The organism is Pseudaestuariivita sp., from assembly GCF_052825805.1.
The window spans coordinates 332,978-352,930 of the sequence record NZ_JBRBVB010000013.1 but is presented as its reverse complement, the minus strand read 5'-3'; the positions used below and the strand labels follow the sequence as shown (position 1 = coordinate 352,930).

Here is a 19,953-nt window from a genome sequence, read left to right as displayed (position 1 = left end):
TGTTTGGGGGCGGGCGGCGCACCCAAAAACCCTGTGTTTAAACCGGTTTGGGCTGGCCCCCCCTAACACCCAAATTATTGCGGGGGGGTTTGGGGGCCCGGGCCGACACCTCAGAAATCCAAAAAACACCCCAGGGTTCGCCAATCCCTTCACGCCAAATAAACGCCCCGCGCGCTACGCAGCCTCATGCCCAACTACCGACGCGCCCACGCCCCCGGCGGCACCTTCTTCTTTACCGTCTCATTGCAAGAGCCCGGCTCGAACTTGCTCATCGATCACATCGACGACCTGCGCTGGGCTTTTGCTAGCGTCCTTCGCGATGCCCCGGTCCATTGCGCCGCTGTCGTCGTGCTGCCCGATCACCTGCACGCCATCTGGACCTTGCCGCCCGGAGACACCGATTTCCCCAACCGCTGGCGCAAGATCAAGCGGACCTTTACCCGCGCGATCCCGCCCGCGCGCCGACCTACCGCGCGTTCCGCGAGCAAGGTCAACAAGCGCGAGGCCGGTATCTGGCAACGCCGCTATTGGGAGCACATGATCCGGGATGACGAAGACTACCACGCCTTCCGCAATTTCTGCTGGACCAATCCGATGCGCCACGGTCTCGTCCGCGAGGCTGTGGACTGGCCGTACTCTTCGCTGCATCGCGATCGCAAGGCGGGCCTTGCGCCCAACGACCTGAGGCTGGAGCCGATGGTGATGCCGTGTGGAGAGCGCGACATGGCCGCGTAAGGTGGGCAACGCCCACCGCCAGTTTACCGTTTGCGCCGCTTCACGTTGCCACCACGCTGACCGGCCCGGCCCGCCGTCGAGCGCCCGCGCGACTTCACCGCCTGCTCGGAGGCTTTTTCCACCGCGTATTGGCGCGCAAGCGGATCGTCCGACACCGCCAGATCAACCGCCTCCAGCCGTTTGACCTCGTCACGTAGCCGGGCGGCCTCTTCGAATTCCAGGTTCTCTGCCGCCTTGCGCATGTCCGCGCGCAAGCCATCGAGCACCGCCTGCATGTTCGAACCCGCCAAAGGCGCATCGATCTTGGCCGTCACGCGGCTTTGGTCTGTATCGCCTTGATAGAGCCCTGCCAGCACATCCTCGACGTTCTTCTTGACCGTCTCGGGCGTGATCCCGTGCTCTTCGTTATAGGCGATCTGCTTGGTGCGGCGGCGCTCGGTCTCGGCCAGTGCGCGCTCCATCGAACCGGTGATCTTGTCGGCGTACATGATGACCTTGCCATCGGCGTTCCGCGCCGCGCGCCCGATGGTCTGGATCAGCGACGTCTCCGACCGCAGAAAGCCCTCCTTGTCCGCATCGAGGATCGCCACCAGCCCGCATTCGGGGATGTCGAGCCCCTCGCGCAAGAGGTTGATCCCCACCAGCACGTCAAACGCGCCCAGCCTCAAATCCCGCAGGATTTCAATGCGTTCGATCGTGTCGATGTCGCTGTGCATGTACCGCACGCGGATACCCTGCTCGTGCATGTACTCGGTCAGGTCCTCGGCCATGCGTTTCGTAAGCGTCGTCGCAAGCGTGCGGTACCCGCGCTCGGCGACCTTGCGCACCTCGTCGAGAAGGTCATCGACCTGCATGTCGACCGGACGAATCTCCACCTCGGGATCGAGCAGTCCCGTCGGACGGATCACCTGCTCGGCAAAGACGCCGCCCGCCTGCTCGATCTCCCAGGACGCGGGCGTTGCCGAAACAAAGACCGACTGCGGGCGCATCGCGTCCCACTCCTCGAACTTGAGCGGGCGGTTGTCCATGCAAGACGGCAGGCGAAAGCCATGCTCAGCCAGCGTGAACTTGCGGCGGTAGTCGCCTTTGTACATCGCCCCGATCTGCGGCACGGAAACGTGGCTCTCATCGGCAAACACAATCGCGTTGTCGGGGATGAACTCAAAGAGTGTCGGCGGCGGCTCGCCCGGTGCGCGCCCCGTCAGGTACCGCGAATAATTCTCGATCCCGTTGCACACCCCCGTCGCCTCGAGCATCTCGATGTCGAAATTCGTGCGCTGCTCCAGCCGCTGCGCCTCCAGCAGTTTCCCCTCGCCGACCAGCTGGTCGAGCCGCACACGCAGCTCCTTCTTGATGTTGATGATCGCCTGGTTGAGCGTCGGGCGCGGCGTCACGTAGTGCGAATTGGCGTAGAGCCGGATCTTCTCGAACGTGTCCGTCTTTTGTCCGGTGAGCGGATCGAACTCGGAGATCCCTTCCAGCTCTTCGCCAAAGAAGGACAACTTCCAAGCGCGGTCCTCGAGGTGCGCCGGCCAGATTTCGAGCGAATCGCCCCGCACCCGAAAAGAACCCCGCTGAAACGCCTGGTCATTCCGTCGGTACTGCTGCGCCACCAGGTCCGCGATCACCTGCCGTTGGTCGTAGGACTTCCCGGCAAAGAGGTCCTGCGTCATCGCTCCATAGGTCTCCACCGAGCCAATGCCGTAGATGCAGGACACCGAGGCCACGATCACCACGTCGTCCCGCTCGAGCAAGGCCCGCGTGGCAGAGTGGCGCATCCGGTCGATCTGCTCGTTGATCTGCGATTCTTTCTCGATATACGTGTCCGACCGCGGCACATAAGCCTCCGGCTGGTAGTAATCGTAGTAGCTCACGAAATACTCGACCGCGTTGTCCGGGAAAAAGCCCTTGAACTCACCGTAAAGCTGCGCTGCCAGCGTCTTGTTCGGGGCGAGTATGATCGCCGGGCGCTGCGTTTCCTCGATGACCTTGGCCATCGTAAACGTCTTGCCGGTGCCCGTCGCGCCCAGCAGCACCTGGTTCTGCTCGCCCTCACGCACACCCTGGCTCAGCTCGGCGATGGCCGTCGGCTGATCGCCCGCCGGCGCGAACTCGGTCTGCATCCTGAGGCGGATCCCCCCTTCGAGCTTTTCGCGCTCCCGCACCGGACCGGCTGGCGCGTGGGTGAGGACCGGCATCGCTTCGGGCGAATTGTTGTGCATCGTGCAGGCTCCAGGGGCGGTGGCGGGGGCTACGCCATAGGTGGCCTTGCGCCCCGGAGGTTCAACCCTTGTTTGCGACGCGCTGCGGCACGCTGACAGTTTTTGACAGGAGGTCCGCGATTTTCACTCCCGCTCACAAACGCGTGCCAGAGGTTTCGCGGGCAGGGTCCGGTGTGCAACTTGGTCGCACCAGATTGGAGACTTCACATGCCCCTCACCCGCCGCTCGCTCTTTGTCGGACTTGGCGCCGTGCTCGCCGCCGGCGCAGGCACGACCTTTTACCTCACCCGTCACCCGGAGGGCGGCGACACCGCGTTCTACAGCGTCGACGGGATCGCGATCCGCGGCACCGACGCCGTCGCCTACTTCACCGAAGGCCGTCCCGTGGCGGGCGATGCAGCCTACAGCCACGACTGGTCCGGCAGCACCTGGCACTTTGCCTCCGCCGAGAACCGCGACGCCTTTGCCGCCGATCCCACGGCCTACGCCCCGCAATACGGCGGCTACTGCGCCTGGGCGGTCGCGGCCAAGGGCCAGCTTTTCTCGACTCAACCCAGCAACTGGGCGGTTGTCGACGGCAAGCTCTACCTTAACTTCAACGACCGGGTGCAGGAGACCTGGAACACCGACGTGCCCGGCTTCATCGAGGAAGGCGACCGCCGCTGGCCCGACGTGCAGCAGCGCATCGGGTGAGCCGCTTGCCGACTTGATCCGCGCTGCCGCGCGGCGTAACAGTCAGGGCAGGGAACCAATGCCGGAGCCAGCCATGCGCGCACGCATCTTTCAGCCGTCCAAAACTGCCATGTCGTCCGGCACGGCCAAGACCAAGGGCTGGGTGCTGGAATTCATGCCCGAGACCGCGCGCGAGGTCGATCCGCTGATGGGCTGGACCTCGTCGAGCGACACGCAAAGCCAGGTGCGGCTGTCGTTTTCAAGCAAGGAAGCCGCCCTCGATTACGCCCGCGACCACGGCATCGACGCCACCGTGTTGAGCCCGACCAAGCGCAAGGCCAACGTCCGCCCCGGCGGCTACGGCGACAACTTCGCCACCAGCCGGCGCGGTGCCTGGACACACTGACCTTCCACAGCCAGGCCGGGGCGGTCCTGTCTTCTCTGGTTTGAAAATACCTCGGGGGGCCACATAAAATGCGCACGCATTTTATGTGGCGGGGCAGAGCCCCAAAAAAGGCGTCAAAAACTCAGATCAGCGCTTGCGCAAACGGATGACCACGTCGACCGAGGCGATCTCGGCCCCGTCAGGCGCGTCGGGCAGGCGGGCGATCACCAGATCTTCGGCAGGCGCGTCCGTCAGTCGGCCGCTGTCTTCCCAAAAGAAGTGCGGGTGGTCGTGGGTGTTGGTGTCGAAATAGCTCTTGGAGCCATCGACCGTCACTTCCTGCATCAGCCCCGCATCGCAGAAGGCGCGCAGCGTGTTGTAGACGGTGGCCAAAGAGACAGTCTCGCCCGCGCCGCGGGCCGCCTCGTGAAGGCTTTCGGCGGTGACGTGCCGGTGCTGTCCGTCGCCGATCAGCGCTTCGGCCAGCGCGACGCGCTGGCGGGTCGGGCGCACGCTGCCACCGGCGAGCCATTCGGTCGCGCGGTCGGTGGACGTGCCTGCATTGGGTGCGATCATCGACATGTCCTTGATATAGGGCCTAAGGGGCGCCGATTTCAATTGCGTTTCGCGCGGTTTTGGAGACTGCGGCAGGCTTGCACCTCGTCCGGGGCGGGTGTTAGGCGTCGCGCAGGCCCGCGCCCTGCGGCTTATCATGACAAGGGGGACCAGCACAGATGTCCGACTACCCGACTTCTTTCGACCGTGACGCCCTTTTGAAATGCGCGCGCGGAGAGCTTTTCGGCCCCGGCAACGCACAGCTTCCCGAGCCGCCGATGCTGATGATGGACCGCATCACCGACATTTCCGGCGAAGGTGGCCTGCATGGCAAGGGGCATGTGGTCGCCGAGTTCGACATCAAACCGGACCTGTGGTTCTTTGACTGCCACTTTCCAGGCAACCCGATTATGCCGGGGTGCCTCGGCCTCGATGGCCTCTGGCAGCTGACCGGGTTCAACCTCGGCTGGCGCGGCTGGACCGGGCGCGGCTATGCGCTGGGCGTGGGTGAAGTGAAACTCACTGGTATGGTGCGCCCTGACCGCAAGATGTTGACCTACAAGGTGGACTTCACCAAAGCCGTTCAAACTCGGCGTTTGACCATGGGGGTTGCCGATGGGACCGTCGAGGCAGACGGCGAGGTCATCTATCAGGTGACCGGCATGAAGGTTGCGTTGAGCGAGAGCTGACGCGCTAGGCTTTTCGGGACGGCAGCGAGGGGCCAGCCCCTCCCGTCGAAAATGGGATTTTCGACGTCCTCCCCGGGATATTTCCAGCCAGAAGAAGATGTCGCGGCGGTACTTGGAGCGGCCGGACCGCTTGCGTGTCAGGGGGCGGGTGGCCTAGATACGGGCAGCCTTGCGATAGGAGTGCTTTATGCGGCGAGTTGTCGTCACGGGGGTGGGGATCGTCTCATCCATTGGAACCAACGCCGAGGAGGTTACGGCCTCGCTCAAGGCGGGTCGGTCCGGGATCACCGCCAGCGCGGAGATGGCCGAGCACGGGTTCCGCAGCCAGATCGCCGGCGCGATCGATCTCGACCCGTCCGAGCATATCGACAAGCGGACGCTGCGGTTCATGGGGCCGGGGGCGGCCTATTCCTACATCGCCATGAGCCAGGCCATTGCTGATGCTGGGCTGACTGAGGCGGAGGTGTCGGACCCGATGACAGGGCTGATTGCGGGCTCGGGCGGGCCCTCGACCTCGGCCATGCTGACGGCGCATCAGACGGTGCTCAAGAGCGGCGCGACCAAGCGGATCGGGCCCTTTGCCGTGCCGAAGTGCATGTCCTCCACCGTGAGCGCGAACCTCGCGACCGCCTATAAGATCAAGGGCATGAACTTTTCGATCACCTCGGCCTGCTCGACCTCGCTGCATTGCATCGGGATGGCGGCGCAGCAGGTGGCGCTGGGCCAGCAGAACGTGATGTTCGCGGGCGGCGGGGAGGAGCTCGACTGGACGCTGTCGTGCCTTTTTGACGCGATGGGTGCGATGTCGTCCAAGTACAACGACACCCCCGAGCGCGCCTCCCGCGCGTTCGATGCGGACCGGGACGGGTTCGTGATCTCCGGCGGGGGAGGCATGTTGGTGCTGGAATCGCTCGACCGCGCGCTGGCACGCGGAGCGCCGATCTATGCCGAGGTGCTTGGGTTCTCCGCCACGTCTGACGGCCACGACATGGTCGCCCCATCGGGTGAGGGCGGCGAGCGCGCGATGCGCGGCGCGCTCAAGACGGTGGGCGATCATAGTGTCGGCTACATCAACGCGCACGGCACCTCGACGCCCGTGGGCGATGTGGGCGAGGTCGAGGCCGTGCGGCGGGTCTTCGGCGAGGGCGCGCCGCCGATCAGCTCGACCAAGTCGATGACAGGCCACGCGCAAGGTGCGGCTGGGGCGCTGGAGGCGGTCTTTTCGCTTTTGATGCTCAAGAACGACTTCATCACGCCGTCGATCAACGTGGAAACGCTGGATCCGGCTCTGAAGCCGGAGGAAATCGCCACCGAGCTGCGTGAGGGTGCCGGGCTCGAGGCGGTGATGACGAACTCCTTCGGGTTCGGCGGCACGAACGGGTCGATGGTACTGGGGCGCTATGATGGCTGACATGACCGGCAAACGCGGCCTCATCATGGGGGTCGCCAACGAGCGCTCGATCGCCTGGGGCATTGCCAAGGCGATGGCGGACGCCGGCGCGGAGCTGGCGTTCTCCTACCAGGGGGAGGCGTTCGGCAAGCGGCTCGAACCCCTCGCGGCGTCGGTCGGCTCGGACTTCATGGTCGACATGGACGTGACCGATGACGCGGCTTTGGACGTGGGCTTCGGCAAGCTGGCGGAGCGCTGGCCGAGCATCGACTTTGTCGTGCATGCCATTGCGTTTTCAGACAAATCCGAGCTGACGGGGCGCTTCCTGAACACCTCCCGCGCGAACTTCAAGCACTCTCTCGACATCTCGGCCTATTCCTTCATCGAGGTGGCGCGGCGTGCGCACCCGCTGATGGTGGAGCGGGGCGGCTGCCTGATGACGCTGACCTACCTGGGGTCGAACCGTGTCGTGCCGAACTACAACGTGATGGGCGTGGCCAAGGCGGCGCTCGAGGCGACGACGCGGTATTTGGCCAATGACCTAGGCCCCGACGGCATTCGTGTGAACGCCATCTCGCCCGGCCCGATGAAGACCCTGGCAGGCGCGGCCATCGGCGGCGCGCGGCGCACCTACAAGCACACCGACCAGAATGCGCCCCTGCGCGCCAACGCCACGCTCGAGGCGGTCGGCGCGACGGCGGTCTACCTCGCCAGCGATGGCGGTGCCTGCACCACCGGAGAGATCATCCAGGTCGACGGCGGGTACCACGTCCTCGGCATGCCGCAACTCGAAAACCTGTGAGCGGCGCGCGGCGTCGTCTGGCAGGGTTAATCGACGGCGCCGTGATCGCGGCGCTGGCAACGCTCTGGCAGGCCGCGCTGGGGGCGCCCTGGCTGGCGCTAGCGGCGGCTGTCCTGACAGCGATGCTGCTCAACGTCGTGACGGCGGCGCAGCGCGGCGCGACGCCGGGGCTGCGGCTCGCCGGCCTGCGGCTTGACGGGCAGGGCTGCGCCGTCTGCTGGGAACTGCGCCGGTTTGGCCCGCTCGCGGCGCTCGCGTTTCTGGGAGGGATCGCGGAGCTGCGCGCGCCTGGCGCGGGCTGGATCGCGGCCGCGCTGATCGCCGCGTGGACGCTGCTCCGCGCCGTGCAAGCCGAAGCCGGCGCGCTCCCCCACGACGCGCGTACCGGCATCCAAGTCATTGCAAAGGAACCAGCAAGCTAGGGAACAGGAGCGCCAGCCACCGCGTTTGAGCCGCAACACGCAAATCGCGAGGCACCCATGACCCACACCCTGACGCTGCAAGAGATCACTCCGGTCACTCACGACACATATCATCTGAAGTTCGACCGGCCCGAAGGGTATGCCTTCGAGCCCGGACAGGCGACGGACTTCGCCATCGCCAAGGACGGCTGGCGGGACAAGGAACGGCCCTTCACCTTCACCTCCCTCCCCGAAGACGCCGGGCTCGAGTTCGTCATCAAATCCTACCCGGACCACGACGGCGTGACCGAGGAGATCGCAAAGATGCAGCCGGGCGATCAGGCCCAGATCGGCGACGCCTGGGGCGCGATCGAGGACAAGGGACCCGGCCTCTTCGTCGCTGGCGGCGCGGGCGTGACGCCCTTCATCGCGATCCTCAAGGCGCGCCTCAAACGCGAGGGGACGCTGCAAGGCTCGACGCTCCTCTTCTCGAACAAGACCGAAGAGGACATCATTCTCCGCGAGACGTTCGAAGAGATGGACGGCCTCAGGACGCATTTCACGGTCACCGACACCAAAACACCGGGCACAGGGGTCGATGTCGGCATGATCGACGGAAACATGCTCGCAGACCATGGCGCGGGTACGGGCGCCTGGGTCTACCTCTGCGGTCCAAAACCGATGGTCGAAGCGCTTTCGGAAGCCGCCCAAAAGGCCGGCGCGCCATCAGACCGCATCGTGCACGAGGACATGGGTTAGGCACGATCCCCTGCTTCTCTGGTTTCGAAATACCTCGGGGGTTTGGGGGCAGCGCCCCCAAGGCTAAAGGCGCGCACGCCAAACACGTAAGGTGGGCACCCTGCCCACCTTACCGCGCTAAAACCACTGTCCCGGCTCCATGAGACCCAGATCCATCAGCTGGCGCGAGTTCCAGTCGAACGGGATCGAATTGTGCCAGCGGAAGGACTGGATCTCCTCCTTCGAGCCCGGATTGCGACGCAGCGCCTTGGCCGTGCGAAACGACACGATCGACGCCGTCAGGTTGTTGTGCCAGGGACAGGCGTAGGTGTTGTACTCCTGATCCGAGAACGTGTGATCATCATACAGCGTGAGCCCGGCCTTGGCGCGAAAGAGGGCGATCCGGTCGATCTTGCGCCGCTCCATCGGTACGTGCTCCTCGAACCGCCACCGCAGACCCCCGTGAAAGTTGAGCTGCCGCTCCTTCGGCGCGTTGCCCTTGTCCGGGTCCTTGCGCGCCTGCGCGTAATAGCCGGACTTGTCGAGCCAGGCATCATCGAGGTTCACCGCGTTCGGCGCCGCCGCGAGGTTGCCGGCATAGAGGTCGATCACATAGGTCAGCATCGCATCGCGACGCTCTTCGGTGTGAAACGCCAGCATCTCCCCGACACTGCGGTGCTCGCAAAAGGGCGCAAAGAGATACTCCGCATTGTAGCAATAATAGAGCCACTGGCCCGCCGCCGCCGGAATGATCTCGTTCACCGTGTCCGTCACAGCGTTCTCGGCCAACGTGTCGAGCGTGACCCGGGTGCAGCGCGTCTCGAGCGCCGGGTCGAGCTCGAACGCCGCCGGCATGAACACCACCACCGCCTTGAACCCCAGCTGCAAATGGTGGCGCAGCGTCGTGTCGATCTCCGCCTCATCCTCGCAAAAGACGAGCGCAATCGGCCCCTTGGCCAGCACCGCAACGCCGCGGCTCAGAAAATCTGCCAAACTCGAATACACGTCGGACCGCCTGTCTTTCACACCGCAGCGCCCTGCGGCGCGCGTCTACCCCTGCCACTCTCAACCACCGTTCAGCGTCAAGGCTGATCCGGCTTTGCGCGATGGATCGCGTCTCTTTAAGGCAGGATGTTGAATTTTGTGTGCATTGCAAGCCGCCGCCGTTTCGCGCTAGGTGCGCGCGTCTCCTTTTTTCCGCGAGTGTTGCCATGACCGCTGCGAAACAGCCGCCCAAAAAGCTCTTTATCAAGACCTACGGCTGCCAGATGAACGTCTACGACAGCGAGCGCATGGTCGAGGCGCTTGGGGGTGTCGGCTACGAGGAGGTCAAGACGCCGGACGAAGCGGACATGATCCTGCTCAACACCTGCCACATCCGGGAGAAGGCCGCCGAAAAGGTCTATTCCGAGCTTGGCCGGTTCAAGCATCTCAAGGCCGAAAACCCGGGTCTCAAGATCGGCGTTGCCGGCTGCGTCGCGCAAGCCGAAGGCGCCGAGATCATCGCGCGCCAGCCGATGGTCGATCTGGTCGTCGGCCCGCAATCCTACCACCGCCTGCCCGAGCTCGAGGCAAAGGCGGGGCAGGGCGCCAAGGCGCTCGACACAGACTTCCCCGAGGAGGACAAGTTCGAGCATCTCGCCAAACGTCCCAAGGCGATGCGCGGCCCGACGGCGTTTCTTACTGTGCAGGAAGGCTGCGACAAATTCTGCGCCTTCTGCGTCGTTCCCTACACCCGCGGCGCCGAGGTCTCCCGCCCGGCGGACCGCATCCTCGGCGAGGCGCGCGACCTCGTGGAGCGCGGCGTCAAGGAAATCACCCTGCTCGGCCAGAACGTCAACGCTTACCACGGCCACGAACAGGGCCTCGCCGGCCTCATCTGGGCGCTCGACAAGATCGACGGCCTCGAGCGCATCCGCTTCACCACCTCGCATCCCAACGACATGGACGACGCTCTGATCGAGGCGCACGGGGAATGTGACAAGCTCATGCCCTACCTGCACCTGCCCGTGCAGGCCGGGTCCGACAAGATCCTCAAGCGCATGAACCGCTCGCACACCGCCGAAAGCTACATCCGCCTGATAGAGCGCATCCGCGCCGCGCGCCCCGACATCCTGATGTCCGGCGACTTCATCGTCGGCTTTCCCGAGGAGACCGAGGAGGATTTCCAGGCCACGCTCGATCTGATCGAAGAGGTCCGCTACGGCTACGCCTATTCCTTCAAATACTCCGCCCGCCCGGGCACCCCCGCCGCCGAGCGGCAGGACGTGCCGGCGGATGTGGCGGACGACCGGCTGCAGCGGCTCCAGGCGCTCCTCACGCGCCAGCAGCGCGAAACGCAAGACGCCATGGTCGGGCGCGAGGTCACGGTGCTCTTCGAGAAATCCGGGCGCCTGCCCGGCCAGATGGTCGGCAAGTCCGAGTACCTCCATGCCGTGCATGTGCCGGGCGAGGGAATCGCCAAAGGCGACCTGCGCCGCGTCAGCATCACCGAAAGCGGCGCCAATTCCCTCGGCGGCGTGCCCCTCTGACGCCAAAGCGCCGCATCAAGAGGCAGCGCTAACCCGCCGGGATCACGCCGCTTTCCGAGTTATCCACATAAACCTTGGGCCTCGCTTCGCACGCCCCACAAGATGTTGGGTTTTTGGCCTTCCCTCATCAAGCAAGTTTGCTAAACTGTTGAATAGTAACGGGACAGTCAGGCGATTCCGGCTGCCAGGCCACCCAAGGGCCATACGGGACCGTCCGACATTTCAGGTAGGCAGACGAGACGCGTCATGTCTCGCAAGAACGACAGGGGGACATAGGCTCGTGGCAGGAAAGACCTTCAGAACAACCGTGATCGCGGCGCTGGGTGCCGTGCTCGCGCTGGGCGCAACGCCCGCGCTGGCCGACAAGATTTCGGTGGCCGGTGAGAATTACACGCCCACCATCTGGGTCGACCCGGACGGGTGCGAACACTGGGTGATGGACGACGGCGTCGAGGGGTACATGACCCCGCACACCAACCGCCAGGGCATCCCGGTCTGCCGCCGTGGCAACCCCTGCGGCGTGATGCACTCCGACCAGTTCTTTGCCACCAATAGCGCGCGCATCAGCCACGCCGGCAAGGCGCGCCTCGCGCAGTTTTTCGCCTCCACGGGAGCGACGGCGTACATCATCGCAGGCCACACCGACAGCCGCGCCTCGGACCAGTACAACATGCGCCTGAGCTTCAACCGCGCTAACGCGGTTGCCGCCGTCGCCGCCTCCACCGGCGCGCGCATCGCGGACGTGCGCGGCTACGGCGAGCGCTCGCCGATCGCCTCGAACGCCACCGCACACGGCATGGCCAAGAACCGCCGCGTCGAAATCATCTGCATCCGCTGAGGCCACTGACTATGAAACTTGCAAAACTGACCGCACTGGCGCTCGCGACGATGGCCCTGTCGGGCTGCCTCGGCAACAAGGTCGACAAGACCGTGGACCGCGGCCTCGACAGCAAACACCTCAGCCAGCTCAAGGCCGGCATCTGGGTCGACCCCAACGGATGCGACCACTGGATCATCGACGACGGCGTCGAAGGCTACCTCTCGGCGCGCCTCGACAAATACGGCAAGCCGGTCTGCTCGGGCGTGGCCCCGCCGAACACCGCCGTCGGCAACTTCAAAGGCGGCGCAACCGCGATCATCGGGGACCCGATCTGACGTGAGCCTGCCTCATGCGAGACAAAACGGCGCCGCGGGGATCCCTCCGCGGCGCTTGTGCATTGAGGCTCGGGACGCTAAACCCCAGCGCTTCACCGCCCGCCGTAACTGCCTCACGCCAAAGGAGCGCTGATTGCCTTCCCCTGACGCTTTGCCGGACAGCGCCGCGCCCCGCGCCGCGCACGAGACCCTGCTGGAATTCCCGGACAACCGTCTGCTGATCGACCTCTGCGGAGAGTTCGACCGCAACCTCGCGGACATCGAACACAAGACCGGCGTGCAAATCCTGCGCCGCGGCAACCAGCTGGCCATCTACGGCGAGCCGGACGCGCGCGCCGAGGCGGAGGCGGTGCTGACCGCGCTCTACGACAGGCTCGAGGCAGGGCGCGAGGTCGAACCTGCTGACGTGGACCGCGAGCTGCGCATGGGCGGCGCTGACGAGGCGGCGCCCGCCCACCAGCTCGAGATGTTCCAGGGCGGCAAGGTCGAGATCAAGACGCGCAAGAAAACCGTCGAGCCCCGCACCGACGCGCAAAAGGCCTACGTCCAGAACCTCTTTAAACACGAGATGGCCTTCGGCATCGGCCCCGCCGGCACCGGTAAGACCTACCTCGCCGTCGCCGTGGGCGTGTCGATGCTCGCCGGTGGCCAGGTCGACCGGATCATCCTGTCGCGCCCCGCGGTCGAGGCGGGCGAAAAGCTCGGCTACCTGCCCGGCGACATGAAGGACAAGGTCGACCCCTACATGCAGCCGCTCTACGACGCGCTGAACGACTTCGTCCCGGCCAAACAGCTGCAAAAGCTGATGGAGGACAAGCGGATCGAGATCGCGCCGCTTGCCTTCATGCGCGGCCGTACGCTTTCCCGCGCGTTCGTGGTGCTCGACGAGGCGCAGAACGCCACCGCCATGCAGATGAAGATGTTCCTGACCCGCCTCGGCGAGGGCTCCCGCATGGTCATCACCGGCGACCGCTCCCAGGTCGACCTGCCGCGCGGCGTGCAATCGGGCCTGCGCGACGCCGAACACATCCTGCGCCACATCAAGGGCATCTCGTTTTCCTACTTCACCGCCAAGGACGTCGTCCGCCACCCGCTGGTGGCCGCCATCATCGAAGCCTACGAGGCCGAAGAGCAAAAACCGTGATGCAGCGCGCCCCGGTCCTGTCTTCTCTGGTTCAAAAATACCTACCTCTCGACGCCAGCCCCGCAGCGCAGGCCCGCGGCCTCCTGGCGCAGCGCCCTTCACACGCGCCCGAGCAAAAAATGGGAGACCATTTTTTGCGCACCCTCTGACTTCATGCACATCGATCTGACCATAGAGGACGAGCGCTGGCGCGCGCACCCGCTCGAGGCATGGTGCACAGCAGCCGCCAACGCCCTCGCAGACCACGTCCCGCCCCGGACCGAAGTCGCCGTGCTCGCCACCTCCGACGCCGCCATCGCAGAGCTCAATGCGGAATTCCGCGGCAAGCCCACGCCGACCAACGTGCTCAGCTGGCCCGATCAGGACCTCGCCCCCGATACCCCGGGCGGCGCGCCGCATCCCTATGCCCCGGACCCGCAGGATCCCGAGCCGTCGCTCGGCGACATCGCGCTCGCCTACGAGACCTGCGCCGCCGAGGCCGAGGCCCAGTGCAAGCCGCTCGCCCATCACGTGACGCATTTGTGCCTTCACGGCCTGTTACATCTTTTGGGCTACGACCACGTAACCGAGGCCGACGCCGCGCGGATGGAGGCGCTGGAGGTCGAACTTCTTGGACAATTGGGCATCCCCAGCCCATATGATATGTCATAGGATGAACGCGGCGCCGCAGGATTTGGCGCACCAGATACATGGAAAAGATGGACGGATCGCAGGAGACGTCGCCCGCGGCGGCGAAGACACGCGAAGAGACCGGCGAAAGCGCCTCTTCGAACGGCATGTTGCAGCGGCTGATCGGCGCGCTGCGCCCGCAGGGCGACGCGGAGGCAGAGGGTGCAGGCGCGCCCAGCACCGAGCCCCGCCCGACCCACGGCATGATCAACCTCCGCCGGATGCGGGTCGAGGACGTGGCGATCCCCAAGGTCGAGATCAGCGCGGTGCCGTCCTCCATCACCCTCGAGGAGCTGGTGGCCGTCTTCCGCGAAAGTGGCCTCTCGCGTCTGCCGGTCTTCGACGGCACGCTCGACACGCCGACCGGGTTTGTGCACCTCAAGGACCTCGCGCTCGAACACGGCTTTGGCGCGAGCGCCGACGGGTTCGCGATGGACACGCTCCTGCGGCCGCTCCTCTTTGTGCCGCCCTCGATGCCGATCGGCGTCCTTCTGGCCAAGATGCAGACCGAGCGGCGCCACATGGCGCTGGTGATCGACGAGTATGGCGGCGTGGACGGCCTTGTGACCATCGAGGACCTGATCGAGCAGGTGCTGGGCGAAATCGAGGACGAGCACGACACCGACGAGGACGCCTTCTGGACGCTCGAAAAGCCCGGCTGCTACCTCGCGCTGTCGCGCACGCCACTGGACGAGTTCCGGGACGTGCTGGGCGTGGACCTGACCGCGCCCGAGGGCATCGATGCCGAAGAGATCGACACGCTCGGCGGGCTGGTCTTCATGCTGTCGGGCCATGTGCCGTCGCGCGGCGAGGTGGTCCCGCACCCGTCGGGGGTGGAGTTCGAGGTGGTCGATGCCGACCCCCGCCGCATCAAGCGCCTGCGCGTGCGCGTCCCCGATGCACTGATCGCCGCACAGCTCGGGTAGCGCACCGCCCCGTGCTGTGCCAGTCAGTGCTGTATGAATACGACGCGCGATCCTTCCGAGCCGCAGCCCTCGTCCCGCCCTTGGCGGGCGGGCCTCGGCTATGCTGCGCTTGGTGGTCTGGCCGCGCTCGGGCAGGCGCCGTTCGACCTTTGGCCGCTGGCCTTTGCCGCCTTTGCCGCGCTCTTTTACGCGCTGCCGCTCGAGGACGCGCGCGGCGCGGGGTGGAGGCTTTGGGCGTTTGGCTTTGGCTACTTTCTGGTCGCGCTGCACTGGGTTTTCGAGCCGTTTCTGGTCGATCCCGTGCGCCACGGCTGGATGGCGCCTTTCGCGGTGGGGCTGCTGGCGGGGGGCCTCGCGCTCTTTTGGGCAATTGCGGGCTGGCTGACCGTGCGGATGCGGGGCGGGGCGGTGCTGCTCGCGCTCCTCTGGGCGCTGGCGGAGCTTGCGCGGGGCCATGTGTTCACCGGATTTCCCTGGGCGATGCCTGGGTATATCTGGGTCGAGACGCCCGTGCGGCATCTCGCAGCCTATATCGGGCCCTACGGTCTGACCGCCTGGACGGTGCTGATGGCGGCGGCGGTCGGAGTTGTGCTGCGGCAGCGGAGTGTGCTCGCGAGCGTGGCCTGCGCGGGCGGTGCGTCGCTGATGCTGGCGACGCTGCTGGTTTCGACCGCACCGGGGCCTTTGCCGGGCGCGCCGACGGTGCGGCTCGTGCAGCCGAACGTGCCGCAGCGCGAGAAGTGGGACCCGGCGCACATCCAGCGCCATTTCGACCGGTACATCGCGCTCTCGGCTGAGCCGCCCGAGGGGGCGCTCGACCTGATCCTTTGGCCGGAAACGGCGCTGCCGCTCCTTCTGAACCACGCGGATGTGGCGTTCGAGATCATGGCGGAGGCGGTGCCGGATGTTCCCTTTGTGCTGGGGATCCAGCGGCGGAGCCGTGACGATCTTTACTATAACGCGGCGGTGCTTGTGGACGGGCAGGAGGTCACGCAGACCTACGACAAGCACCATCTGGTGCCGTTTGGCGAGTACATGCCGGGCGGGGCGCTGACGGAGGCGCTCGGCCTCAGAGCGCTGGCGCAGATGGCGGGGGACTTTTCCGCCGGCCCGGGGCCGTCGCTGATGGAGCTCGCTGGTCTCAGTGCGCTGCCGCTCATCTGCTACGAGGTCGTCTTCCCTGCCAACCTGCGCGGCACGGCACGCCCTAACGTTTTGGTGCAGCTCACAAACGATGCCTGGTTCGGCAAGTTTTCGGGGCCGTATCAGCACCTTGCGCAGGCGCGGATGCGCAGTGTCGAGCAGGGCTTGCCGATGCTGCGCGTGGCGAACACGGGCGTTTCGGCGGTGATCGACGCTCGAGGCGCGGTGGCCCGAAGCCTGCCGCTGGGCGAGGCAGGGGTGCTCGACGTGAAGGTGCCGGCGGCGTTGCCGCCGACGCTTTATGCCCGTCTGGGGGATTGGCCAGTGGCGCTGCTGCTCCTGTTGGCCGCGCTCGGCGTCGCTGCGCGAACGAGATATGCGTTGACGTGATGCGTTGAGGCCCCTAAGGCTCGCCAATCTGTGGCACCAACGGCTTCCTGACGGTGTCATTTACCTTCCAACGGAGCATTTCATGTCCAGACAGAATTACGTGTTCACCTCGGAATCGGTGTCCGAGGGGCACCCTGACAAGGTGTGCGACCGCATCAGCGATGCGGTGCTTGATGCCTTTCTCGCCGAAGACCCGCTGGCGCGCGTCGCGGCGGAAACCTTTGCCACCACCAACCGCGTCGTGATCGGCGGCGAGGTGGGCCTGACGGACCAGGCCAAGCTGTCCGAGTACATGGGCAAGATCGACGAGATCGCCCGCGCCTGCATCAAGGACATCGGTTACGAGCAGGACAAGTTCCACTGGAACACCTGCGAGGTTACGAACCTGCTTCACGAGCAGTCCGCGCATATCGCGCAGGGCGTGACGGGTGAGCAGGGCGATGAGGGCGCCGGCGACCAGGGCATCATGTTCGGCTACGCCACGACCGAGACCGACGCCCTGATGCCGGCGCCGATCCAATACAGTCACGCGATCCTGCGCCGTCTGGCCGAAGTGCGCAAGGACGGCACCGAGCCGACGCTGGGCCCGGATGCCAAGTCGCAGCTGTCGGTCAAATACGAGGGCGGAAAGCCGGTGGGCGTGACCTCGATCGTCCTGTCGACGCAGCACCTCGACGAGAACATGACGAGCGCCGACGTGCGCGCGGTGGTCGAGCCCTATATCCTGGAGACGCTGCCCGAGGGCTGGGTCACGGCGGAGACCGAGTGGCACGTCAACCCGACGGGCAAGTTCGTGATCGGCGGGCCGGACGGGGACGCGGGCCTCACGGGGCGCAAGATCATCGTCGACACCTATGGCGGCGCGGCACCGCACGGGGGCGGCGCGTTCTCGGGCAAGGACCCGACCAAGGTGGACCGCTCGGCGGCCTACGCGGCGCGTTATCTGGCGAAGAACGTCGTGGCGGCGGGCCTCGCGGAGCGCTGCACGATCCAGCTGAGCTACGCCATTGGCGTGGCCAAGCCTCTGTCGATCTATGCGGACCTGCATGGTACGTCGGAGGTTGATCCGGCTGCCGTGGAAGCTGCGATTGCGGCGTCGATGGACCTCACGCCGAACGGCATCCGCACGGCTCTGGGGCTCAACAAGCCGATCTATCAGCGCACCGCGGCCTATGGGCACTTTGGCCGCGCTCCGGAAGCCGATGGCGGGTTCTCGTGGGAGCGCACGGATTTGGCCGAGGCGCTCAAGAAAGCCATCTGAGCCTTCGGGCGGGGAGGGGGCTCTGCCCCCCACGTTGAAACTCCGGGGGAGTTTCAACGCTCCCCCCGAGGTATTTTCGAACCAGAGAAGCAGGGGCGTGGGCAGTGAGCTTGCGCCCCTTGCGCTTGGAAGACTGCTTGCGTTAGAGGCGGCGCATGTCCACGCCTGTCAGACCGCATCGCAATTTTTATGGCCGCCGCAAGGGCAAGCACCTGAAAGCGAGCCAGGAGCGGTATGTGGCCGAAGACCTCGGCGCCTTGTCGCTGGACGGGGTCGGCTGGGACGAGAACCCGGAGCGGTTGCCGCTTGATCTAGGGGCGCGGTTCGGGGGCAGGCCGGTCTGGCTCGAGGTGGGCTTTGGCGGCGGTGAGCATCTGGTGCATCAGGCCGAGCAAAACCCGGACATCGGGATCATCGGGGCGGAGCCCTACATCAATGGTGTGGCGATGCTGCTGGGCAAGATCCGGAGTGCCGGGGTCGAGGGCAACGTGGCGCTGCACCCGGGGGATGCACGCGATCTGATGGATGTGCTGCCGGAGGAGTCGATCGACAAGGCGTTTTTGCTCTATCCCGATCCCTGGCCAAAGGCGCGGCACCACCGGCGGCGGTTTGTGACCGCGGAGCATCTGGAGCCTTTGGCGCGCACCTTGAAGCTCGGTGCGGAGTTGCGGGTGGCGACCGACATCCCGGATTACGTGCGCCAGACGCTTTTGGAAGTGCCAAAGGCCGGGTTTCGCTGGCTTGCCGAGGGGCCTGGCGACTGGCGCGTGCCGTGGGGCGACTGGGTGTCGACGCGGTACGAGCAGAAGGCGCTCCGTGAGGGGCGCGTGCCGCATTACATGACGTTTGTGCGGGATTGACGCTCTAACGCTCGCAGATCGCTTGCAGCAGCAGCCAGGACGTGTCGTCGAGGAGTGGGGCCGGCAGGGCGGCGCGCAGGGGGTCGGCCTCGATCAGCTCGAGCGTTTGCTCTCCTGACGGATCGACGGCAAAGGCGTAGGGCGTGACCGGCACGCCGGCCTCTTCGAAACGGGTGAGGGTGGCTTCGGTGTCGAGCGGGGCTGCGGGCGCGCGAGCCAGTTTTTCGGCGTAGGCGTCCAGCGTTTTCCCCTGCAGCTGGCCGGTTGTGAGGAGGCGAATGGCGGCCATTGGACCCGCGTGCTCCAGGAGTGCCTCGAGCGGGTCGGCCTGCGTGCGGCGCTGCGCTTCGGCGAGGATATAGCCGGCGACGACATCGGGTGTGTCGTGGTCCTCCACCACCGCGCGCCCGAGCAGGATCGTGTCGCCCGGCACATGGGTGGCGGCGGCAATCCCGGCGGGCAGGACACGCACCCGCGTCTGCGTGGCCGGTCCCAGAAGGCGGCGCGTCAGGCGGTCGAGGCTGCGCTGGCCGGTGTCCGCGGCGCAGGCCGGGCCACTGATGCGGGTGATCCGGCTCACGAGGGCTGCGCCGATGTCGGCGCGTTTGACCTCCGGCACGACCTTGACCGCGTGCGCGGTGAGCGCGCCCGGCAGCCAGGTCCAGAGGAGCGTGGCACTTGTCACGAGGACGGCCAGCAGCAGCACCAGCCGCAGCGCGCCGCGCTTGGGGCGGCGGCGGGCGACGGCCTTGCGCAGCTTTTCGAGCGCGTCGATGACTTCGCCCGCGTCAGGCCCCAGCTCGAGCACTTCATCTGGGTCGCCATGCGGGTGAAAGAGCGCCGGGCGCGTGCCGGGATTGACCCGTTCGATTGCGGCGAGCGACCAGTGGGTGAGCGGCGCGCCGGCGGTGGTGTGGATGGTCAGCGTCGCATCGCCAAGCGAGACAACGACCTCACGGCGCTGCGCCTCGGGAGACGCACGCCATAGCCCGAGCCCCTCGAGCCGCTGATAGGCGTCCAGCGCTGTCATGTCTGTGGTGGGCCTGCTCTGCCTCTTTGGGTGAAGCGTAGCACGGCGCCTCGGTCCCGTGCAATTGCGGAGGGGCGGAGTGCCGGTTCGGCAGTGCCCACCTTACGTGGGGGAGGTCCAAGGAAAAGGCGGGTCTTCGGCAGTGCCCACCTTACGGTGAGGGGATAGGGTGCGGCGGAGGTGCGGACGGGGCGCGGTCTTGAACGTCTCGCGCAGAGCGTCTTTGTTGGCATGGCACCGCGCTTTGGGTCTGCG

The 19,953-nt window shown here is 66.0% G+C and carries 21 protein-coding genes and 1 riboswitch; of the genes, 17 read left to right on the top strand and 4 right to left on the bottom strand.

Annotation, left to right across the window (positions count from 1 at the left end; all coding sequences use genetic code 11):
* The first annotated feature begins 186 nt into the window (after positions 1–186).
* Complete coding sequence (locus ACU0B3_RS15965; RefSeq protein ID WP_446261867.1) at positions 187–735, top strand: REP-associated tyrosine transposase; 549 nt, start codon at positions 187–189, stop codon at positions 733–735.
* Positions 736–758: 23 nt separating this feature from the next.
* On the opposite strand, the gene uvrB is transcribed toward ACU0B3_RS15965, so the two are convergent.
* A complete protein-coding gene (uvrB, locus tag ACU0B3_RS15960) occupies positions 759–2,957 on the bottom strand; it encodes an excinuclease ABC subunit UvrB (protein ID WP_446261866.1) in 2,199 nt (732 codons plus the stop codon).
* Positions 2,958–3,164: 207 nt separating this feature from the next.
* Between uvrB and ACU0B3_RS15955 the strand changes: the two genes are divergently transcribed.
* Together ACU0B3_RS15955 and ACU0B3_RS15950 are read left to right on the top strand one after the other, a co-directional pair.
* Complete coding sequence (locus tag ACU0B3_RS15955; RefSeq protein WP_446261865.1) at positions 3,165–3,650, top strand: YHS domain-containing (seleno)protein; 486 nt, start codon at positions 3,165–3,167, stop codon at positions 3,648–3,650.
* Positions 3,651–3,723: 73 nt separating this feature from the next.
* Positions 3,724–4,035 (top strand): ETC complex I subunit, encoded by a 312-nt coding sequence (locus ACU0B3_RS15950; RefSeq protein ID WP_446261864.1) that lies wholly within the window; start codon positions 3,724–3,726, stop codon positions 4,033–4,035.
* Positions 4,036–4,161: 126 nt separating this feature from the next.
* On the opposite strand, the gene irrA is transcribed toward ACU0B3_RS15950, so the two are convergent.
* Positions 4,162–4,590 (bottom strand): iron response transcriptional regulator IrrA, encoded by a 429-nt coding sequence (irrA, locus tag ACU0B3_RS15945; RefSeq protein WP_446261863.1) that lies wholly within the window; start codon positions 4,588–4,590, stop codon positions 4,162–4,164.
* 158 nt (positions 4,591–4,748) lie between these two features.
* Here irrA and fabA point away from each other — a divergent pair, with 158 nt between their 5' ends.
* The 5 genes from fabA to ACU0B3_RS15920 all read left to right on the top strand — a co-directional run bounded on the left by fabA (position 4,749) and on the right by ACU0B3_RS15920 (position 8,610).
* Positions 4,749–5,258, top strand: a complete 510-nt coding sequence (gene fabA, locus ACU0B3_RS15940; protein WP_446261862.1) for a bifunctional 3-hydroxydecanoyl-ACP dehydratase/trans-2-decenoyl-ACP isomerase — start codon at positions 4,749–4,751, stop codon at positions 5,256–5,258.
* A gap of 187 nt (positions 5,259–5,445) precedes the next feature.
* Entirely contained in the window at positions 5,446–6,669 is a 1,224-nt protein-coding gene (locus tag ACU0B3_RS15935) for a beta-ketoacyl synthase N-terminal-like domain-containing protein (protein WP_446261861.1), read from the top strand.
* Positions 6,662–7,450 carry an enoyl-ACP reductase FabI gene (locus ACU0B3_RS15930; RefSeq protein ID WP_446261860.1) on the top strand — a complete coding sequence of 263 codons (789 nt, stop codon included), beginning with the start codon at positions 6,662–6,664 and terminating at the stop codon, positions 7,448–7,450. Before ACU0B3_RS15935 ends, ACU0B3_RS15930 begins: the two co-directional genes overlap by 8 nt.
* Positions 7,451–7,491: 41 nt before the next feature.
* Positions 7,492–7,872: a hypothetical protein gene (locus tag ACU0B3_RS15925; protein ID WP_446261859.1), complete on the top strand. Its 381-nt coding sequence runs from the start codon at positions 7,492–7,494 to the stop codon at positions 7,870–7,872.
* Positions 7,873–7,929: 57 nt separating this feature from the next.
* Positions 7,930–8,610 (top strand): FAD-binding oxidoreductase, encoded by a 681-nt coding sequence (locus ACU0B3_RS15920; RefSeq protein ID WP_446261858.1) that lies wholly within the window; start codon positions 7,930–7,932, stop codon positions 8,608–8,610.
* A 117-nt stretch (positions 8,611–8,727) separates the two neighbouring features.
* Here ACU0B3_RS15920 and ACU0B3_RS15915 read toward each other — a convergent pair whose 3' ends face one another.
* Positions 8,728–9,594, bottom strand: a complete 867-nt coding sequence (locus ACU0B3_RS15915; RefSeq protein WP_446261857.1) for a hypothetical protein — start codon at positions 9,592–9,594, stop codon at positions 8,728–8,730.
* A 206-nt stretch (positions 9,595–9,800) separates the two neighbouring features.
* Here ACU0B3_RS15915 and miaB point away from each other — a divergent pair, with 206 nt between their 5' ends.
* The 9 genes from miaB to trmB all read left to right on the top strand — a co-directional run bounded on the left by miaB (position 9,801) and on the right by trmB (position 18,668).
* Entirely contained in the window at positions 9,801–11,120 is a 1,320-nt protein-coding gene (gene miaB, locus ACU0B3_RS15910) for a tRNA (N6-isopentenyl adenosine(37)-C2)-methylthiotransferase MiaB (protein ID WP_446261856.1), read from the top strand.
* 328 nt (positions 11,121–11,448) lie between these two features.
* A complete protein-coding gene (locus ACU0B3_RS15905) occupies positions 11,449–11,958 on the top strand; it encodes an OmpA family protein (protein ID WP_446261870.1) in 510 nt (169 codons plus the stop codon).
* Between the two features lie 11 nt (positions 11,959–11,969).
* Positions 11,970–12,275, top strand: a complete 306-nt coding sequence (locus tag ACU0B3_RS15900) for a hypothetical protein (protein WP_446261855.1) — start codon at positions 11,970–11,972, stop codon at positions 12,273–12,275.
* A 133-nt stretch (positions 12,276–12,408) separates the two neighbouring features.
* A complete protein-coding gene (locus ACU0B3_RS15895) occupies positions 12,409–13,419 on the top strand; it encodes a PhoH family protein (RefSeq protein WP_446261854.1) in 1,011 nt (336 codons plus the stop codon).
* A 153-nt stretch (positions 13,420–13,572) separates the two neighbouring features.
* Complete coding sequence (gene ybeY, locus ACU0B3_RS15890) at positions 13,573–14,070, top strand: rRNA maturation RNase YbeY (RefSeq protein ID WP_446261853.1); 498 nt, start codon at positions 13,573–13,575, stop codon at positions 14,068–14,070.
* Positions 14,071–14,108: 38 nt separating this feature from the next.
* Positions 14,109–15,014: a hemolysin family protein gene (locus ACU0B3_RS15885; RefSeq protein ID WP_446261852.1), complete on the top strand. Its 906-nt coding sequence runs from the start codon at positions 14,109–14,111 to the stop codon at positions 15,012–15,014.
* A gap of 33 nt (positions 15,015–15,047) precedes the next feature.
* Positions 15,048–16,547 (top strand): apolipoprotein N-acyltransferase, encoded by a 1,500-nt coding sequence (gene lnt / locus ACU0B3_RS15880; protein ID WP_446261851.1) that lies wholly within the window; start codon positions 15,048–15,050, stop codon positions 16,545–16,547.
* Between the two features lie 28 nt (positions 16,548–16,575).
* A riboswitch (SAM-SAH riboswitch) is annotated at positions 16,576–16,625 on the top strand.
* Positions 16,626–16,629: 4 nt separating this feature from the next.
* Entirely contained in the window at positions 16,630–17,808 is a 1,179-nt protein-coding gene (metK, locus tag ACU0B3_RS15875) for a methionine adenosyltransferase (protein ID WP_446261850.1), read from the top strand.
* Positions 17,809–17,963: 155 nt separating this feature from the next.
* On the top strand, positions 17,964–18,668 hold the full coding sequence (gene trmB, locus ACU0B3_RS15870; RefSeq protein ID WP_446261849.1) for a tRNA (guanine(46)-N(7))-methyltransferase TrmB: 705 nt from the start codon (positions 17,964–17,966) through the stop codon (positions 18,666–18,668).
* Between the two features lie 4 nt (positions 18,669–18,672).
* Here the strand turns inward: trmB and ACU0B3_RS15865 are convergent, their stop codons facing one another.
* Positions 18,673–19,698 (bottom strand): hypothetical protein, encoded by a 1,026-nt coding sequence (locus ACU0B3_RS15865; RefSeq protein WP_446261848.1) that lies wholly within the window; start codon positions 19,696–19,698, stop codon positions 18,673–18,675.
* Positions 19,699–19,953: the final 255 nt, after the last annotated feature.

Bases quoted from the DNA above. Each gene is read 5' to 3' on its own strand.
- ACU0B3_RS15955 (WP_446261865.1), top strand. From the start codon at position 3,165: ATGCCCCTCACCCGCCGCTCGCTCTTTGTCGGACTTGGCGCCGTGCTC.
- metK (WP_446261850.1), top strand. From the start codon at position 16,630: ATGTCCAGACAGAATTACGTGTTCACCTCGGAATCGGTGTCCGAGGGG.
- ACU0B3_RS15865 (WP_446261848.1), bottom strand. From the start codon at position 19,698: ATGACAGCGCTGGACGCCTATCAGCGGCTCGAGGGGCTCGGGCTATGG.
- ACU0B3_RS15965 (WP_446261867.1), top strand. From the start codon at position 187: ATGCCCAACTACCGACGCGCCCACGCCCCCGGCGGCACCTTCTTCTTT.
- ACU0B3_RS15900 (WP_446261855.1), top strand. From the start codon at position 11,970: ATGAAACTTGCAAAACTGACCGCACTGGCGCTCGCGACGATGGCCCTG.
- ybeY (WP_446261853.1), top strand. From the start codon at position 13,573: ATGCACATCGATCTGACCATAGAGGACGAGCGCTGGCGCGCGCACCCG.
- ACU0B3_RS15950 (WP_446261864.1), top strand. From the start codon at position 3,724: ATGCGCGCACGCATCTTTCAGCCGTCCAAAACTGCCATGTCGTCCGGC.
- ACU0B3_RS15885 (WP_446261852.1), top strand. From the start codon at position 14,109: ATGGAAAAGATGGACGGATCGCAGGAGACGTCGCCCGCGGCGGCGAAG.
- trmB (WP_446261849.1), top strand. From the start codon at position 17,964: ATGTCCACGCCTGTCAGACCGCATCGCAATTTTTATGGCCGCCGCAAG.
- ACU0B3_RS15935 (WP_446261861.1), top strand. From the start codon at position 5,446: ATGCGGCGAGTTGTCGTCACGGGGGTGGGGATCGTCTCATCCATTGGA.
- lnt (WP_446261851.1), top strand. From the start codon at position 15,048: ATGAATACGACGCGCGATCCTTCCGAGCCGCAGCCCTCGTCCCGCCCT.
- miaB (WP_446261856.1), top strand. From the start codon at position 9,801: ATGACCGCTGCGAAACAGCCGCCCAAAAAGCTCTTTATCAAGACCTAC.
- ACU0B3_RS15930 (WP_446261860.1), top strand. From the start codon at position 6,662: ATGGCTGACATGACCGGCAAACGCGGCCTCATCATGGGGGTCGCCAAC.
- ACU0B3_RS15920 (WP_446261858.1), top strand. From the start codon at position 7,930: ATGACCCACACCCTGACGCTGCAAGAGATCACTCCGGTCACTCACGAC.
- uvrB (WP_446261866.1), bottom strand. From the start codon at position 2,957: ATGCACAACAATTCGCCCGAAGCGATGCCGGTCCTCACCCACGCGCCA.
- irrA (WP_446261863.1), bottom strand. From the start codon at position 4,590: ATGATCGCACCCAATGCAGGCACGTCCACCGACCGCGCGACCGAATGG.
- fabA (WP_446261862.1), top strand. From the start codon at position 4,749: ATGTCCGACTACCCGACTTCTTTCGACCGTGACGCCCTTTTGAAATGC.